General features: G+C 62.5%; 14 protein-coding genes. 6 read left to right on the forward strand and 8 right to left on the reverse strand.

Going from position 1 to position 16,909, the window contains the following annotated elements; translation table 11 throughout:
• Nucleotides 1–6 precede the first annotated feature (6 nt).
• A complete protein-coding gene (gene tspO / locus ROE7235_RS08015) occupies nucleotides 7–465 on the forward strand; it encodes a tryptophan-rich sensory protein TspO (RefSeq protein ID WP_121094425.1) in 459 nt (152 codons plus the stop codon).
• A 6-nt stretch (nucleotides 466–471) separates the two neighbouring features.
• Here the strand turns inward: tspO and idi are convergent, their stop codons facing one another.
• The 4 genes from idi to chlG are packed head-to-tail and all read right to left on the reverse strand — an operon-like array spanning nucleotide 472 to nucleotide 4,369.
• Nucleotides 472–1,023 carry an isopentenyl-diphosphate Delta-isomerase gene (gene idi, locus ROE7235_RS08020; RefSeq protein WP_121094427.1) on the reverse strand — a complete coding sequence of 184 codons (552 nt, stop codon included), beginning with the start codon at nucleotides 1,021–1,023 and terminating at the stop codon, nucleotides 472–474.
• Nucleotides 1,020–2,201, reverse strand: a complete 1,182-nt coding sequence (locus tag ROE7235_RS08025; protein ID WP_121094429.1) for a geranylgeranyl diphosphate reductase — start codon at nucleotides 2,199–2,201, stop codon at nucleotides 1,020–1,022. Before ROE7235_RS08025 ends, idi begins: the two co-directional genes overlap by 4 nt.
• Before the next feature lie 3 nt (nucleotides 2,202–2,204).
• On the reverse strand, nucleotides 2,205–3,476 hold the full coding sequence (locus tag ROE7235_RS08030; protein WP_121094431.1) for a BCD family MFS transporter: 1,272 nt from the start codon (nucleotides 3,474–3,476) through the stop codon (nucleotides 2,205–2,207).
• On the reverse strand, nucleotides 3,473–4,369 hold the full coding sequence (gene chlG / locus ROE7235_RS08035; RefSeq protein WP_121094433.1) for a chlorophyll synthase ChlG: 897 nt from the start codon (nucleotides 4,367–4,369) through the stop codon (nucleotides 3,473–3,475). The genes ROE7235_RS08030 and chlG overlap by 4 nt, the downstream gene beginning before the upstream one ends.
• Nucleotides 4,370–4,513: 144 nt before the next feature.
• On the opposite strand from chlG, the gene ROE7235_RS08040 reads away from it, so the two are divergent.
• Nucleotides 4,514–4,942, forward strand: a complete 429-nt coding sequence (locus ROE7235_RS08040) for a DUF1801 domain-containing protein (protein WP_121094511.1) — start codon at nucleotides 4,514–4,516, stop codon at nucleotides 4,940–4,942.
• On the opposite strand, the gene bchJ is transcribed toward ROE7235_RS08040, so the two are convergent.
• The 4 genes from bchJ to ROE7235_RS08060 all read right to left on the reverse strand — a co-directional run bounded on the left by bchJ (nucleotide 4,929) and on the right by ROE7235_RS08060 (nucleotide 9,578).
• Nucleotides 4,929–5,549, reverse strand: coding sequence for a bacteriochlorophyll 4-vinyl reductase (gene bchJ / locus ROE7235_RS08045; RefSeq protein ID WP_121094435.1), 621 nt, complete (start codon nucleotides 5,547–5,549; stop codon nucleotides 4,929–4,931). The genes ROE7235_RS08040 and bchJ overlap by 14 nt on opposite strands.
• 6 nt (nucleotides 5,550–5,555) lie before the next feature.
• Nucleotides 5,556–7,247 (reverse strand): magnesium-protoporphyrin IX monomethyl ester anaerobic oxidative cyclase, encoded by a 1,692-nt coding sequence (bchE, locus tag ROE7235_RS08050; protein WP_121094437.1) that lies wholly within the window; start codon nucleotides 7,245–7,247, stop codon nucleotides 5,556–5,558.
• A gap of 99 nt (nucleotides 7,248–7,346) precedes the next feature.
• Nucleotides 7,347–8,774: a transcriptional regulator PpsR gene (ppsR, locus tag ROE7235_RS08055; protein ID WP_245963909.1), complete on the reverse strand. Its 1,428-nt coding sequence runs from the start codon at nucleotides 8,772–8,774 to the stop codon at nucleotides 7,347–7,349.
• Between the two features lie 57 nt (nucleotides 8,775–8,831).
• On the reverse strand, nucleotides 8,832–9,578 hold the full coding sequence (locus tag ROE7235_RS08060; RefSeq protein ID WP_147434185.1) for a cobalamin B12-binding domain-containing protein: 747 nt from the start codon (nucleotides 9,576–9,578) through the stop codon (nucleotides 8,832–8,834).
• A gap of 357 nt (nucleotides 9,579–9,935) precedes the next feature.
• Here ROE7235_RS08060 and bchF point away from each other — a divergent pair, with 357 nt between their 5' ends.
• Genes bchF through ROE7235_RS08080 form a run of 4 tightly spaced genes read left to right on the forward strand, consistent with a single transcriptional unit; the run spans nucleotide 9,936 to nucleotide 16,872 of the window.
• A complete protein-coding gene (bchF, locus tag ROE7235_RS08065; protein ID WP_121094441.1) occupies nucleotides 9,936–10,418 on the forward strand; it encodes a 2-vinyl bacteriochlorophyllide hydratase in 483 nt (160 codons plus the stop codon).
• The gene (locus tag ROE7235_RS08070; RefSeq protein WP_121094443.1) at nucleotides 10,415–11,707 is read left to right on the forward strand and encodes a ferredoxin:protochlorophyllide reductase (ATP-dependent) subunit N; all 1,293 of its coding nucleotides are present in this window, start codon (nucleotides 10,415–10,417) and stop codon (nucleotides 11,705–11,707) included. The genes bchF and ROE7235_RS08070 overlap by 4 nt, the downstream gene beginning before the upstream one ends.
• Nucleotides 11,708–11,753: 46 nt before the next feature.
• Nucleotides 11,754–13,331, forward strand: coding sequence for a ferredoxin:protochlorophyllide reductase (ATP-dependent) subunit B (gene bchB / locus ROE7235_RS08075; protein WP_121094445.1), 1,578 nt, complete (start codon nucleotides 11,754–11,756; stop codon nucleotides 13,329–13,331).
• A complete protein-coding gene (locus ROE7235_RS08080) occupies nucleotides 13,321–16,872 on the forward strand; it encodes a magnesium chelatase subunit H (RefSeq protein ID WP_121094447.1) in 3,552 nt (1,183 codons plus the stop codon). Before bchB ends, ROE7235_RS08080 begins: the two co-directional genes overlap by 11 nt.
• Nucleotides 16,873–16,909: the final 37 nt, after the last annotated feature.

Raw genomic sequence — 16,909 nt, forward strand, 5'->3', positions numbered from 1 at the left:
GCGCGTATGGACTGGATGCTGTTTTTGACCTTCCTCGCCGCCTGCGGTGCGGCTGGGGCCACAGGCGCGATGTTCGAGCCGGGGACATGGTATGACAAGCTCGACAAACCGGTCTGGACCCCGCCGGGCTTTGTGTTTCCCTTGGTATGGGTCACGCTCTATATCGCGATGTCCTACGCCGCGATGCGCGTGGCGCTGATCGACGGGTCGCAACAGGCCCTGGCGTTCTGGGCGGTGCAGATCGCGTTCAACACGCTTTGGTCGCCGGTATTATTCGGCTTGCGGCGGATGCGCGCGGCAATGGTCATCCTTAGCTGCCTTTGGACTGCGGTGGCCTTGACCATGGTCAGTTTCTACCTGACCGACCCGCTTGCAGGCGCGCTGATCGCGCCATACCTGCTTTGGGTCACGATTGCGGGCGCGCTGAACCTGTCTGTCTGGCGGCGCAACCCGCAATTCGCCTGATCGCGCCTATCGCACGGCGTCTGCCATTTCAGCGGCGCGGTCTGTCCCGAATATCTGCGCCGCGTGGTCGCGCAGATAGATGCGCAGCCATGGCGTGAACCGCTCCGGGTTGCGCTCGATCACGGCATTCAGCGCGGGCAGATTGATCCAATCGGTGTCGGACACTTCATCCGGGTTGGGTGCGATCGTCAGATCACGCATGGCCCGCGCGGTGTAGACCTGTACCAGTTCGTGCTCAATCAAATCTCCGCCGACATCGGCGCGGTATTCGATCTGTGCCACATGGCGCAGGTGCAGTCCCGTGATGCCCATCTCTTCGTCCAGCCGCCGGTTGGCGCAGTCCAGATCGGATTCGCCCCAATGCGGGTGGGTGCAGCAGGTATTCGTCCACAGTCCCGGCGTGTGGTATTTATGCGCGGCACGGCGTTGCAGCAGCACGCGGTCGCCTTCGGTCACAAAGACGGAAATCGCCTTGTGCTTCAGACCGCGCCTGTGCACCTCCAGCTTGTCAATCGGACGCAAGACACCGTCTTCCCATGCGGGGATCAGCCAGCTCATGTGAAGTTCGGGCGCACAAGCCCGCTCAGGTGCAACAGGTTTTTCACACCGATGCGCAGATGGGCCATGGGACGCGCGGCAACCAGTTTCTTGTTCATATAAGCCTCGAACGTCAGGCGCTGCACGTCGATGTCATGGCACAGGCTGACAAAGCGCTCGCGCCGATCGTCGGATTTATAATAAGCGTCCTGCATCGAGCGCAACACCTTGAACACGGTTTTATGCTCGCGCATGAACAGCTTGCGCGCCAGTGCCAGGTCCTTGGGCTTGCCGGATGCCAGCGCCGCTTGCGCCGCCGTGGCGGCCACGCGCCCGCCGACCATGGCGTAGTAAATCCCCTCGCCAGAGCTTGGCGCGACAACGCCTGCCGCATCACCCGCCAGCACCACGTCGCGGCCATTGTCCCAACGGTCCATCGGGTGCAACGGGATGGGCGCGCCTTCGCGGCGGATGGTTTCGCAGCCCGTCAGCCCTGACATGGCGCGCAGATCGGCGGTAGCCGCTTTCAGGTCCGCTTCCGGCTTTTCGGTGCCCATGCCGACAGAGCAGCTTTTGCCATGCGGGAACACCCAGCCGTAAAAATCGGGCGAGATGCGGCCATCATAGATCACGTCGCAGCGGTCGGGGTTGTATTGGTCATTCGCGGGTGGCGCTTTGATGATCTCGTGATAAGCGATCACATACGGGATCTTGTCGCCGCCCGGCACTTCGGCGCGGGCCACGTTCGAGCGCGCACCATCCGCCCCGATCACCAGCTTGGTCAGGCTGCGGCGTTCGTCTTTCGACACCTTGTCGCGCCAGACGACATGGGTGCCGTCCTTGTCGCGCTCAATCCGCAGGAACGTGCCGGTCAGCCGCTCGGCACCATGCTCTGCCGCACGCTCGCGCAGGAATTCGTCGAAATGCTCGCGGTCGACCATCCCGACAAAGCCGTTTTCAATGGGAATATCCACCGCGCGCCCTGTGGGAGAGATCATCCGCGCCGTCGTGATCTGCGCGACCACCTGAGACATTGGAATATCGAAATCCGCAATCGCGCGCGGCGGGATCGCGCCGCCACAGGGTTTGATACGGCCAGAGCGGTCCAGCAGCGCCACCTTGTGGCCCGCGCGGGCAAGATCGGTCGCTGCCGTGGCACCCGAAGGGCCGCCGCCCACGATGAAAACATCATATGTCATGGTTTATTCCCCCGGAACCAGCGCGGCAACTGCGCGCGGTGTCATGATGCGCGCGGCCAAGGCAGCCGACGCGATGAAGAGTGTAGCTTGAAACAGGAACACCGCACCGAACGCGTCAGCCACGGGCATCAGGCTACGAGCGGCATCCACAAGCGCGGCCCCTGTCAGCCCGCCGAACCCCGCCGCCATGGCTTGGGACGCACCCCAAAGCCCGACACGCGCGCCTTCGCGCTTATCCGCCCCCTCGCCTGCAAGCTGCATCATCGACCCGATGGCCGCGACCGCGAACATGCCGTTGAAGAACCCAAGCGCCACAACCAGCGGCACCAAAGGCAGCGCCCAGAAACTGGCCCCTGCAATGCCGATCAGCATCGCCGCCGAACCCGCGCAGCCGGACATGACCCAGACCCGCAAGCTGCCAAGGCGAAACCCTGTCGCGGCCACGCCGACCAGCACCATGCCGAGGAATACGCCGCCGTTTTGCGCGCCGGACATAGATGTCGATTGACCGGGGGTGAAGCCAAAGACCAGCCCTGCATAGGGCTCCAGTATCAGTTCCTGCATGAAATACGCGGTCATGGACAGGAACACGAAAAAGGTGAAATGCCGTGCGCGGGTATCGGCCCAGATGTCGGCGAGCCCATCGCGAAAGCTCTGTGGCGCAGGGGCCGCACGCGCGATGACGCGCCGCTCTATGCCCCAAACCGCCAGAATGGTCAGCGCAACGGCACCGGCGCAAATAATTGCCACGACCACCAGCAGCCGCGCATGGCTGTAGGGGTCAAGGAATTTGCCCGCCGTGATAGCCGTGATCGCAATGCCCGCGATCATCATCAGCCATGTGATCGTTGCAGCCGCCGGACGTCGGCGCTCTGCCGTCGCAGTCGCCAGCAGCGCCAGAAGCGAAGTGCCGGACGCGCCCACGCCAAGGCCGATCACCGCATATGCCAGAACCGACACGGCCAGACCCAAGGCCAGATTGCTCTCCAGCAGCGGAATGGCCAAGGTCGCACCCACACCGCCAAGTGCCAGAAGCACCATGCCCGCGATGATCCAGCGACTGCGGTTGCCGCCTTGGTCGGCCAGATGGCCCCATTGCGGACGGGTGATCTGCACGCCGTAATGCAGGGCCACCAGCGCGCCGGGCAAGACCACGGGCAGCGCCAGTTCGACAACCATCAGGCGGTTCAGGGTGGATGTCATCAGAACGACAATCGCGCCAAGGCAGGCCTGCACCAACCCAAGACGGAAAATCTGCAACCAACTCAGTGTCATACGGGCAGTCCTTGAAGTGCGAAGGCGGCCACCATCATGCCCAGAACATAGGGGCCGACGCCGGTGCCGTTGAACCATGGGGCCAGTTTTGCGGGATCCGTGCGCCAGCGGCCGAGCGCCCAGATCTGCACGCCGATGCCCACGGCGATCGCGGCGGCGTGCAAAGGCTTGCCCCAGATCACCAGCAGGCAGACGACCACCAGTTGCGCCAGCACCATGACGGTGCCCGCGACCGTGGCCGCGTTGACAGGGCCCAGCGTGACCGGAAGGGATTTCAGCCCCATCTGGCGGTCGCCCTCTATGGCTTTGAAATCGTTGATTGTCATGATGCCATGCGCGCCAAGACCGTATAGCACGGCGACGGCGACAATCTCGAACCTTGGCGCACCTGCGGCGATCACGGCGGCGCCGGTGAACCAGGGCAGTGCTTCATAGCTGAGGCCCACCAGCCCCGGCCCCCACCAGCCCGACCGCTTGGCGCGGATGGGTTCGACGGAATAGGCCCAAGCCGCAAGCACGCCGACCACGGTTGCGCCAAAGCCCCAAGGGCCAAGCAGCCAGCCGACGCCCAGCGACAGCACGCTCATCGCCAGTGCAATATACAGACCCCAACGGCCCGGAATGCGGCCCGACGGGATCGGGCGGTCGGGTTCGTTGATGGCATCCACATGGCGGTCGCACCAGTCATTCGCAGCCTGCGACATGCCGCAGACGATAGGACCGGCCAGCAGCACACCAAGGACGACAAGCGCCCAGCTTTCGGGCCAGACCCCGACCGAGATGATACCGCACAAATACGCCCACATCGGCGGGAACCATGTGATCGGCTTTATGAGCTCCAACATGGCGGCAGGATGCGGCAGGCGCGCTTGTATACTATCGCTTACACTCATATGTAAATCTTGCCTGTCAACCTTGAGTCGTGCAAGTGTAAAGTTGAGTTTACATCGAAAATCGCGCGCGGCAACCGGGGACAGATTGACACACGCGGCGCTCTGTCCTTACCCTCGCAGTTGATTGCAGTGCAGGGCCGCATCGTGACCGACACCCCTCCCGTTCATGACCCAAGACAGATCGCGGCATTTCTGGACGGCGTTGTGCCGGACCGTCGCAGCGCGGATGCACGCACGCTGGATGACCTGTTTCGGATGACGACAGGCTGGCAGCCTTGCCTGTGGCCTGCGGGCATTCTGGGCTACGGCAGCTACCGCTACACCTATGACAGCGGGCATTCCGGGGTGTCTCTGGCCACCGGCTTTGCCCCGCGCAAGGCCAAGATGGTGGTGTATATCATGCCGGGCTATGCCAATTTCGGCGAGGTTCTGGCGCGGCTCGGCCCCCACAAGCTCGGCAAGGCGTGTCTGTATCTGGGCGCGCTGTCCAAGCTGGATATGCCCGCGCTGGAAGAGCTGATCCGTGCGGGCCTGAACGACCTGGAACGGCGCTGGCCGGTCAGCCCAAGCTGACGGCGCGGTCCACTCGCCCAATTGGCGCGATGGTGAAGATACAGGCGGGATCGCCCATCGCGGTGCAGGCTTCCTCGACCACATGCACGTTTGGCCAGACCAGCGCGCCGAACAACCGCTCGAACACGGCGGCATGCCAGTGGCAGATTGGCGCATCGGCCGGGCCGGACGCCAATGGGTTGTCTTGAATTTCCACACGCAAGGGGCGGTGGCCCAACACCCGGAACCGCCCCGACCCGGCAAAGGTCCAGGCGTGCTTGGTGATTGCGATGGCCAGAAGCCGCGCGCCCAAAGGCGCGGGCAACGTCCGGATCAAGCGTTGCGCAAGCGCGGGAATGCGGTGAGCAAGAATGTAATCCCCCGTTGCCAACCCCGCCGCCCGCTGGATCGCGGGGGCGCGGTCTGGCAGGAACAGCCGCACCGCGTGGTGCAGGCGGGCGACATCGTCTTCGGGCAGCATACCGGCATCGGGCGGGGGCTCTGCCACGCCCGCGCGCTGCAAAAGCGCGCCGCGCAAGGCCTCGCCGATGGCCGCATCCAACACCGGCAAATGTTGCAGAATCGCGTTTGGCCCGATCCTTGCCCTATTTGCCGCAAGCGCGGACATGGCCGGTTACTCCGCCGGTTCCGTGCGCGTGGCCGTGGCACCATTTGGCATCTTGAAGCTGCGCGACTCTTCCATCTGCTCGGTCCCGCCACCGCAAGCCTTGGCCGCGTTGCGTTCCACCGCGCGGGCCTTGCCTTGGGCACGCAGCGCGTCGCGGCGTTCCTGCGCCTTGCGTTTCTTGTCGGCGTGATCTTCCCAATCCGACATCTGCGCATCTGCAATGGTGCGGGTCATGTCGAAGCCGAACGTTACGTCGTCGCGAGATTTCATGCTGAAATAGTCGGTCTTGCCCAGATCGTAGAACTGGCGCTGCACCCCGGCTTTCAGGAACGCTTTCAGACACCCCAGGAGGTATTTCCGCCGGTATCCCGTGCCGCGCCACGGGTAATGGAACAGTGCTTTTTTCATGTAGAAGCGGCGGTAATTCTTCAGCACCCCTTCCAGCAGCGCGCCACGCGTCATGGCGGCTGGCTTCATGATGGGGGTCACGAAATTGTATTTGGAATAGTCGAACACCTCGACCTGATCGCGGAGTTCCTGAAACAGCGGCGTGAAGGGCCAGGGCGTATACATCGCCCAGTTGGCAAGGTCTGGCTGCCAATCCCACGCCATCTGGTAGGTTTCTTCCAGCGTTTCGGGGGTTTCATTGTCCAAGCCCACGATGAACTGCGCTTCCACGAAGATGTCGGCTTCGCGCAGCAGGCGGATGGCTTCCTTGTTCTCGGCGACCGTGGTTTCCTTGTTGAACACATCAAGCTTCATCTGCGCGGCGGCTTCGGTGCCTAGCGACACATGGACAAGCCCGGCCTTGCGATAGAAGCCCAGCAGATCCTTGTCACGCATGATGTCAGTGACGCGGGTGTTAATGCCCCATTGAATACGCTCGGGCAGGCCGCGGGCGATAAGCTCTTCGCAAAACTCGATGAATTTCTTCTTGTTGATCGAGGGTTCCTCGTCGGCCAAGATAAAGAAGCCGACGCCGTGATTGTCGACCAGATCCTCGATCTCATCGACCACTTTTTTGGGGTCGCGCACGCGGTAGTCGCGCCAGAATTTCCACTGGCTACAGAACGAACAGGTGAAGGGGCAGCCCCGCGCCATGTTCGGGATGGCGACCTTGCGGTTCAGCGGGATGTAAATGTATTTGTCCCATTCCAGTATCGACCAGTCGGGCTTGATCCCGTCCAGATCCTTGACCGTGGGCGCGGCTTCAGTGGCAACGATCTCGCCATCATCAACAAAGGCCAAGCCCTTGATCTTGTGACGATCTTCGGGCCAACGCCCCTCTGCAATCGTGTTCATCAAGGCGACAATAATCTCTTCGCCCTCGCCGCGCACGATGATGTCGATCCACGGCGCTTCCGACAGCACCTGCCGGAACATGAAGGTGGCGTGGATGCCGCCAAGGATGGTGCGGGCGTTTGGGCAGACCTCTCGGGAAATGCGCAGGCATTCCTCGGCCTCATAGATCGAGGGCGTGATCGCGGTCGCACCCACCACATCGGGCTGCAACTCCGCCAGCTTGGCGCGTAGCTCATCGGGGCCAACATGGTTGGTCATCGCGTCGATGAAATGGATGTCGTCAAAGCCGTTGTTTTTCAGCGCCCCGGTCAGATAGGCAACCCAAGCTGGCGGCCAATTGCCTGCAATCTCGGCGCCGCCGGAATGATAGTTCGGGTGGATGAAAACGATCCGCATGTGACGACTCCCCTATATGTAAGCACAAGTTTACACATGGGGTGGCAATGCGAATTGACACAGATCAAGATGGGCACGGTTTTGGGCGCAAAAAGCGCCTCAATCCTCTTCGCGCGACAGCATGTCGTATTTGCGCAGCTTCACATAAAGCGATTGGCGCGACAGACCCAGCATCTCGGCGGCGGCAACGCGGTTGTTGCGCGTCAGCTCGATCGCGGTTTCGATACAGATCTTCTCGATCACATTGGTCGTTTCGGCCACGATGTCTTTCAGCGTGCTCGACCCGACCAATTCCATCACGCCGCGCATATCGGCATCCTGCGCACCCGCCTCGCCTCGCCGCGCCGCCGCGCTAGAGGCATTGCGGATCACCAGCGCCAGAACCGGCGTCAGACGGTCATCCAGCCATGTCGCCGAAATTTCCGCCGCGACCATCGCATCGAAATCGGTCTTCAGCTTGGTGGCATACATACGCAACTGGCCGGCGCGTTGGGCGTTTTCCAGCAGCACTTTCAGGTCCACCACGCCACGCGCCAGGAAATCGGCAACGGACCGCCCCTGCACCGCAGACGGGTTGGACACATCGGTCAGGTTCAGGAAGGTTTCGTTCGCAGACAGGATATTGCCGTCGCGGTCGGTGAATACCATCGCATCGGGGCCACGATAGAACAACTGGCGCAGGTTTGCGACCAGCTTGCCATCTGCCACGGAGCCAAGTTCGGGATCGCTGAGCCGGACGAAAATAAGCTGCTCACCCGCCGCGCGGAACAGCTTGGACGACAGCAAAAGCTGGCGCTGAGAGGCTTTCAGCTCCACCTCTATCGGGCTGGGAGAGTCGACGGCTAGTGGCGATGACAGTGCCGACAGCAACTCTCCGCGCCTGCGCCCGGTAAACCGTTCGGCAAACGGGGTTTCCAGCAATTCGGCGCGCGCCGTGCCAAAGAGCGAGGCCGCGTTGTGGTTCAGGTCCACGATGGTGCCGGTCGTCGCCGATACAAGCGCCACCGCGTCGGATGTGAAATCCATCAACAGCCGGTAGCGTGTGTCCAGTTCGCGCTGTGCTTCGTAGTCTTGCTCCAGCGCGATCTGGGCATTCATGAGCTGTTGCTGCATCTCCATGACGGGGCGCTGGTCCTGTCCCAGCAGCAACACTTCATCGCTTTGGCTGACAAGGTGCATCGCATACCGCACCGGCACGCCGCCGCCACCCACGCCTTTGTGCACAAGCTCGACCCAGCGGAACGGCGACGCATCGCCAGACTTTGCCCGATTGGCCAGATCTTCGCAGCGGGCGCGAAACCGCTCACCCGAATCGCCATCCAGAACCTTGGTAAAATCCTGACCGATCCAGCCCTTTACCACCCCGGCAAAACCCGAATCCGGCTTGGCGACTGCGGCCCGCACTTTGCCATCTTGCGCAATGACGAGCGATACATCGGAAAGCGTGGCCACAACAGACGTGACAACAGGGTCCCTCAGGATAGGGACCGCGCCATCCGACTGAAAATTGGCACCATCGTTCGACACGTGCGACTTGCTCCTTTACGCGGCTTGCACACTGCAAGCCCAGACCGACACCAGGCCCTATTCGGCGGCCTGCGCCTTGTTATTCAAGCCGCATACCGCAAGTGCCCTGGTCACGTCCAAAGTCGCCAAGTCGGCACCGACATGGTCGGCAAGTGCCTTCAAGCCCATGTCGTTTTGCAATTCTCTCAATATACCGCCGCCCAATACTATCGGCAGCCCTCCGGCGGGCAACCTACGGATTGTGTTCACCAAATCGACACAGGACGCAAGGCAAGAACGGTTCGCGGCAGATACAAAAACCGCGTCAAAGCGGTGATTTTGCAGCTTTTCTGCCAGCAGCGTGGCGTTGGGAATAAGGCATACGCAGACAGACACCCCGATGCGCCGCATCTGGTTTGCTGCCAGCATGGCGCCCAAGGTATGCTGCTCGCCACCAGGCAAGACCAACAATATACGCGGCCCCATCGGGCTACCGATACTGTCCGACACCCATGCACGCCCCAATTCGCGCAGCAGCGCTTGCAGGCGTGACAAACGCAATGTCGCTTGCAGAATGTCCAGATCGCCCTCATGCCAATCCGTGCCGATCTTTCCGATCGCAGCCGGGAAATAGATGTCGATGATCTGCTCGGCCCCGATGCCACGGTATTTCATTTCCGTGTACAGCAGCCCCAGCGGCTCGGTCGCGCCGGTTGTCGTGTGGCTCAGCAGCAGATCCAGCACGTCATCTTGCGGTACGCCAGTTTCAATCGCGGTATTGCAGCGCAGTTCAGACACGACCCGCAGCGCGAATTGCGTCAGCATCCTATCTGGTGCCCCTTGCATCCGCTGCTGTGTCTGGCCCTGATGGTCCACGTCGCCCTCGCACATTGCGCCGAAGGCCGTTTGCCAACACGAGCAGGCCTGCGCAGTTTCTTCTGTCAAGTCTCGCAGTTGCCCCCCATAATGTCAAAAGAAACTTACACAAAATCCCGATCGTTCCGCGAAACCGGGGGCAAGCCTCTTAAAACATACATAAATAAAGGGGTTTTGGCGTTGAGCACGTCAAAATGCGGGCAAGTGTCTATTTCCAAAGCACATGGCTACAGTTGTAAGTTTTAATTGACACTTTGCCAAACAGGGCAGTAACATCATCCCAAGGAATCGAGAGGGGAACGCCGGATGGGCGGGACACGGACCCATAAACCGCTATACACCGCAGACCAGCGCAAGCGCCGTGACGCATCGCGCTGGACCTTGGTGCAAGGCATTCTGGCGCCGGTGCAGTTGTTGATCTGCCTGGTCTCTGCCGTGCTGGTCATCCGCTACCTCAGCACGGGTGACGGCTACGGGCTGGCCACGGCCTCTGTCGTGGTAAAGACCGTCGCGCTTTACACCATCATGATCACCGGTGCGATCTGGGAAAAAGAAGTGTTCGGCCAATACCTGTTCGCCGAAAGTTTCTTTTGGGAAGATGTCATCAGCTTCGGCGTGATCGCGCTGCATACTATATACATTGTGGCTCTTTTCGCGGGCTCAATGGGCCCGACAGACCTGATGATCCTCGCACTGATCGCCTATATTGCCTATTTCGTGAATGCGGGCCAGTTTCTGTGGAAGCTGCGCATGGCACGGCTGGGCGGCACGTTGGAGGCCGCAGCATGAACACCCCCGCCCCCACCGGCTGCCGCGACACTCCGGTCCTGCGCGAACGCGGGCAACGGGAAGTGTTTTGCGGGCTGACCGGCATCATCTGGCTCCACCGCAAGATGCAGGACGCGTTTTTCCTTGTCGTCGGCTCGCGCACCTGCGCGCATCTGCTGCAATCGGCGGCGGGCGTCATGATCTTTGCCGAACCGCGTTTCGGCACGGCAATCCTCGAGGAAAAAGACCTTGCCGGCATGGCCGATGCCAATACAGAGCTGGACCGCGAAGTCGCCCGCCTTCTGGCGCGCCGCCCCGATATCCGCCAGCTTTTCCTTGTCGGCTCCTGCCCGTCAGAGGTGATCAAGCTCGACCTGTCGCGCGCGGCAGAGCGGTTGACCGCGGAACACGGGCCCAATGTGCGCGTGCTGAACTATTCCGGCTCTGGCATTGAAACCACCTTCACCGAAGGCGAAGATGCCTGCCTCGCCGCGCTCGTCCCTGCCCTGCCCCAAACGCAGGCACGCGAATTGCTGCTGGTCGGCGCGCTTCCCGATGTGGTCGAGGATCAGGCGCTCAACCTGCTGGAACAGATCGGCATTGCCCCTGTGCGGTGCCTTCCGGCGCGGCGTGCCGAAGACATGCCCGCCATCGGGCCAAACACGGTCTACGCCCTGACCCAACCATTTCTGGGCGAGACGCATGCCGCGCTGACCCGCCGTGGCGCCAAGCGCATCACCGCCCCCTTCCCCTTCGGCGCAGAGGGCACCACGCTCTGGCTGAAAGCCGTCGCCGCCGAATTTGGTATCGCGCCCGAAAAGGTCGATGAGGTTGTCGCCGCACCCCGTGCCCGCGCCGAAAAGGCAATCGCGGCCGCAGCAGCCACCTTGCGTGGCAAGCGCATCTTCTTCATGCCCGACAGCCAGCTGGAGCTACCGCTCGCGCGCTTTCTGACCCGCGAATGCGGCATGGAAGCGGTGGAAATCTCCACCCCCTACCTGCATGCGGACCTGCACGGGCCGGAACTGGACCTGATCGCCAAAGGCCCCGTCATTTCCGAAGGGCAAGATGTCGACCTGCAACTTGATCGCGTGCATGCCACGCGCCCCGATCTGACCGTCTGCGGACTTGGCCTTGCCAACCCGCTAGAGGCCGAGGGATTGGCCACCAAATGGGCGATCGAACTGGTGTTCACGCCGGTGCATTTCTACGAGCAGGCGGGCGATCTCGCCTCGCTTTTCGCGCGTCCGCTGCGCCGCCGCGAGTTGCTCGCCCGTCAACACCCGGCCCGGATGGAGGCTGCGGAATGACCTGCCCTTTCATCTTGCCCCAAATACTCACGACACGAGGTCGGCCATGAAGCTCGCCGTCTGGACCTATGAAGGCCCGCCCCATGTCGGCGCGATGCGCGTCGCCACCGGCATGCACAACATGCACATGGTGCTGCACGCGCCGCAGGGCGACACCTATGCCGACCTTCTGTTCACCATGATAGAGCGGCGCAACCACCGCCCGCCCGTCAGCTACACGACCTTTCAGGCGCGCGATCTGGGCGCAGACACGGCGGGCCTGTTCAAATCCGCCTGTCAGGATGCCTATGACCGCTTCCAGCCCGAAGCGCTGATCGTGGCCGCGTCCTGCACCGCCGAACTGATCCAGGATGATCCCGGCGGTCTGGCCGAAACGATGGGTCTGCCCGTGCCGGCGATTGCGCTGGAACTGCCCAGCTACCAGCGCAAGGAAAATTTCGGCTGTGATGAGGCGTTTTTGCAAATCTGCCGGTCCCTCGCCAAGCCCATGGACCGCTCCGAGCGTGTGACCTGCAACATCCTCGGGCCGACCGCGCTTGGCTTTCGCCACCGCGATGATGTCGCCGAAATCACTGGCCTTCTGTCGGAAATGGGCATTGAGGTGAATGTCGCAGCTCCTATGGGCGCGGCACCCTCGGACATCAAACGCATGGGGGCGGCGCATTTCAACGTGCTGCTTTACCCGGAAACCGCCGAGTCCGCCGCGCGCTGGCTGGAAAAGGAACACGGGCAGCCGTTCACCAAAACCATCCCCATCGGTGCCAATGCAACCCGGGCGTTCATCGACGAGGTGCGCGCGCTTTCCGGCTCCACCCTTCCGGTGGACGAAAGCCGCCTGCGCCAGCCGTGGTGGGCCGCAAGCGTGGACTCCACCTATCTGACCGGCAAGCGTGTCTTTATATTCGGCGACGGCACCCATGTCATGGCCGCGGCGAAAGTGGCGCGTGACGAGATGGGCTTCGAGGTTTGCGGCATGGGTTGCTACAACCGCGAACAGGCCCGTCCGCTGCGCGCGCTGGCGAAGGAATTTGGGCTAGAGGCGCTGATCACCGACGATTACCTTGATGTCGAAGCTGCGATTGAACAAGCCGCCCCCGAGATGATCCTCGGCACCCAGATGGAACGTCATATCGGCAAGCGTCTGGGCATTCCCTGCGCGGTCATCTCGGCCCCCGTCCATGTGCAGGATTTCCCCGCGCGCAACTCGCCCCAGATGGGGTTCGAGGGCGCGAATGTGCTCTTTGACACATGGGTGCACCCGCTGGTCATGGGGCTGGAAGAACACCTGCTGCACATGTTCCGCGAGGATTTCGAGTTCCACGACGACGCCGGTCCCTCGCATCATGGCGGTCATGCGCCCCGCGCTGACACAAGCGCGCCCGCCGCCCCTGCGGCCGCGGCGGAAGGGGCCTCGATGGCCCCGCCCGACGCTTCCCCCCAACAGGTCGCAGCCGCCCATGAAAACGTGGTCTGGCTGTCCTGCGCCGAGCGTGAACTCAAGAAAATCCCGTTCTTCGTGCGTGGCAAGGCGCGGCGCAACACCGAAAGCTATGCCACGGAAAAAGGCCTGAACGAAATCTCGGTCGACACTCTTTATGAGGCCAAGGCGCATTATGCTCGATAGTCAGCACATCCAGCCCGAACCGTATCGCTTCGTCGTCGTCACGCTCGACGCGCATGCGGCCGGTCCGGCAGAGCGTATCCTGCCGCGCTTGCAGGCCGATTTTCCGGGTCTGGACGTGTCGATCCATGCCGCCGCCGAATGGGCCGAAAACCCCGAGGCATTGGCGCGGGCGAAGGCCGCGATCAACGCGGCCGATATCGTCTGTGCGAACCTTCTTTTCATCGAAGAACACGTTCTGGCCTGCCTGCCCGAAATGCAAGCCGCGCGCGAGCGTTGCGATGCGTTTGTCGGCGTCATTTCCGACCCGCAGATCGTCAAGCTCACCAAGATGGGCGATCTGGACATGGCCAAACCCGCCACGGGCATTGCCAAGATCATGAAAAAGCTGCGCGGCGGCGGCGACAAATCCAAGCCCGCCTCTGGTGCCAAGCAGATGAGCATGCTGCGTCGCCTGCCAAAGATCTTGCGCTATGTTCCCGGCAAGGCGCAGGATCTTCGCGCGTGGTTCCTGTCGATGCAATATTGGCTGGGCGGGTCCGACGACAATATTGAATCGATGATGCGTTTCCTGATCGGCCGCTATTCGGACCGCCCCGAATGGGGCGAGGTCCGGGCCGCCGCACCCATCGACTACCCTGAGGTGGGGCTGTACCACCCTGACCTGCCCGAACGGATCACCACGAACGCCGACGACCTGCCGCGCCCTGCAAACAGCATCGGGACCGTGGGTGTGTTGCTTATGCGCTCCTACGTTCTGGCCAATGACACCGCGCATTACGACGCCGTCATCCGCGCGCTGGAAGCCAAGGGCCTGACCGTGCGCGCGGCCTTTGCAGGCGGCTTGGACGGACGCCCCGCGATCGCGGAATATCACAAGGGTCAGGTTGACACGTTGCTGTCGCTGACCGGGTTCAGCCTTGTCGGTGGTCCTGCCTATAATGACAGCCCCGCCGCCGTGGAAACGCTGACGGGCCTGAACGTGCCCTACATGGTCGCGCACCCCTTGGAATTCCAGACGCTTGGGCAATGGGGCGCGTCAGATACAGGTCTTGGGCCGGTGGAAACCACCATGCTGATTGCGCTGCCAGAGATCGACGGCGCAACCAATCCCACGGTTTTTGCGGGCCGTCACGGGTCCGAGAAATGCACCGGCTGCCATATGGCCTGCCATGTCACCACCGGATCGCGCGAGATGGCACCGTGCCACGAGCGTATCATCTCATTGGCCGAGAAGACGCTGCGCAGCGTACAGTTACGCCGCAAGCGCAACGCGGAAAAGAAGGTCGGGATTGTCCTGTTCGGCTTTCCGCCCAATGCGGGCGCGGTTGGCACCGCCGCGTATCTCAGCGTGTTTGAAAGCCTGTTCAACACCCTGACCCGCATGAAGGCCGACGGCTATACCCTTGATGTGCCTGAAAATGTCGATGCTTTGCGCGAGATGGTCCTGAAGGGCAACGCGGCGCAATACGGGCAAGAGGCGAATGTCGCGGCCCATGTCAGCGCCGACGAGATGGTGAAAAACTGCCCGCCGCTGGCCGCGATTGAATCTGTCTGGGGGCCGGTCCCCGGCAGAGTGCAATCGGACGGGCGCGGCGTGTTCATCCTTGGCCAGCAATTTGGCAATGTCTTTGTCGGCGTGCAGCCCACCTTCGGCTACGAGGGCGACCCGATGCGCCTGCTGTTCGAGCGCGGCTTTGCCCCGACCCATGCATTTGCGCAATTCTACCTTTGGCTGCGCAACACCTATGCCGCCGATGTGGTGCTGCATTTCGGGATGCACGGCGCGCTTGAGTTCATGCCCGGCAAACAGGCCGGCATGGGCGCGCGCGACTGGCCCGACCGGCTGATCGGCGAGATGCCGAATGTCTACCTTTATGCCGCGAATAACCCCTCTGAGGCCTCGCTGGCCAAGCGCCGCTCTGGCGCGGTGACCATCACGCATCTGACGCCGCCGGTTGCACATGCGGGCTTGTATAAGGGCCTGCAAGAACTGAAAGACAGCCTGCAACGCTGGCGCGGAGTGGCCGAGGATGCAGAGACCCGCGCCGATCTGGAAGCGCTGATTGCCGAACAGGCAAAGGCGCTGGATTTGCAGGGCGCGCCCGACACGCTGTGGCTGAAACTGCTGGAACTGGAAGACGCGCTGATCCCCGAGGGGCTGCACATTGTTGGTCGCAAGATGGATGCAGCCGCCCGCGCGCATCTGCTGTCGCAGGTCGATTGCGACGATGACACCCGCGCCGCGATGGACCTGGCCTTGCAGGGCGACGCGGAACTGGACGGGATCATGCGCGCGCTGAGTGCCGAATATATCGCGCCCGTTCCGGGTGGTGACCTGATCCGCTCGCCGCAGATTGTGCCGACCGGGCGCAACATTCACGCGTTCGACCCATTCCGTATGCCGACCACTTTCGCGCTCCGCGAAGGCCGCGTGCAGGCGCAAAAGCTGCTCGATGCGCACCCGACCCTGCCGCGCTCGGTGGCGATGGTTCTGTGGGGCTCGGACAACATTAAATCCGATGGCGGTCCGATTGCGCAAGCCTTGGCACTGATCGGCGCGACCCCGCGTTTCGACGCTTACGGCCGCTTGTCGGGCGCGGACCTGATCCCGCTGTCCGAATTGGGCCGCCCGCGCATTGACGTGGTGATGACGCTCTCGGGCATTTTCCGCGACCTGCTGCCGCTGCAAACGCGCCTGCTGGCCGAAGCCGCTTTGAAAGCGGCAATGGCCGACGAGCCCACCGCGCAGAACTTTATCCGCGCGCATGCTTTGGCCACCGCACAGGAACTTGGTCTGCCGCTGGAGCAGGCCGCCTTGCGCGTCTACTCCAATGCCGAGGGCGCGTATGGGTCTAACGTGAATGCGCTGGTGGACAGTTCCACATTTGGCGACGAGGACGAATTGGCCGATGCCTACCAGACCCGCAAGGGCTTTGCGTATGGCGTGAACGGTAAACCCGTCGCGCAGCCCGACCTGCTGAAAGCCTCGCTTGCCCGTGTGGACATGGCCTATCAGAACTTGGAGTCGGTCGAGCTGGGTGTCACCACCGTGGACCATTATTTCGACACGCTGGGCGGCATTGCCCGCGCCGTCAAACGCGCGCGCGGCGGGCAGGATACGCCGGTCTACATTGGCGACCAGACCCGCGGGGCAGGCCAGGTACGCACGCTGAAAGACCAGATCGCGCTGGAAACCCGCGCCCGCACGTTGAACCCCAAGTTTTACGAAGCCCTGCTGGAGCATAAGGCCGAGGGCGTGCGCCAGTTGGAAGCGCATGTCACCAACACGATGGGCTGGTCGGCCACGACCGGCACGGTGGAGCCTTGGGTCTACCAGCGCCTTTCGGAAACCTTTGTGCTGGACGCGGAGATGCGCCGCCGTCTGGCCGACCTGAACCCGCAAGCCAGCGCGCGCATGGCGGGCCGGTTGCTGGAAGCATCGGACCGCAACTACTGGCAACCCGATGCCGCGACGCTCGCCGCGTTGCAGGATGCCGCTGATGAGATCGAAGACCGCGTGGAAGGGATTGCCGCCGAATGAGCCACCCCGCCACAAATTCGCCAACTTCGGCCCGTGG

The organism is Roseinatronobacter ekhonensis (assembly GCF_900499075.1).
Taxonomy (GTDB): Bacteria; Pseudomonadota; Alphaproteobacteria; order Rhodobacterales; family Rhodobacteraceae; genus Roseinatronobacter; species Roseinatronobacter ekhonensis.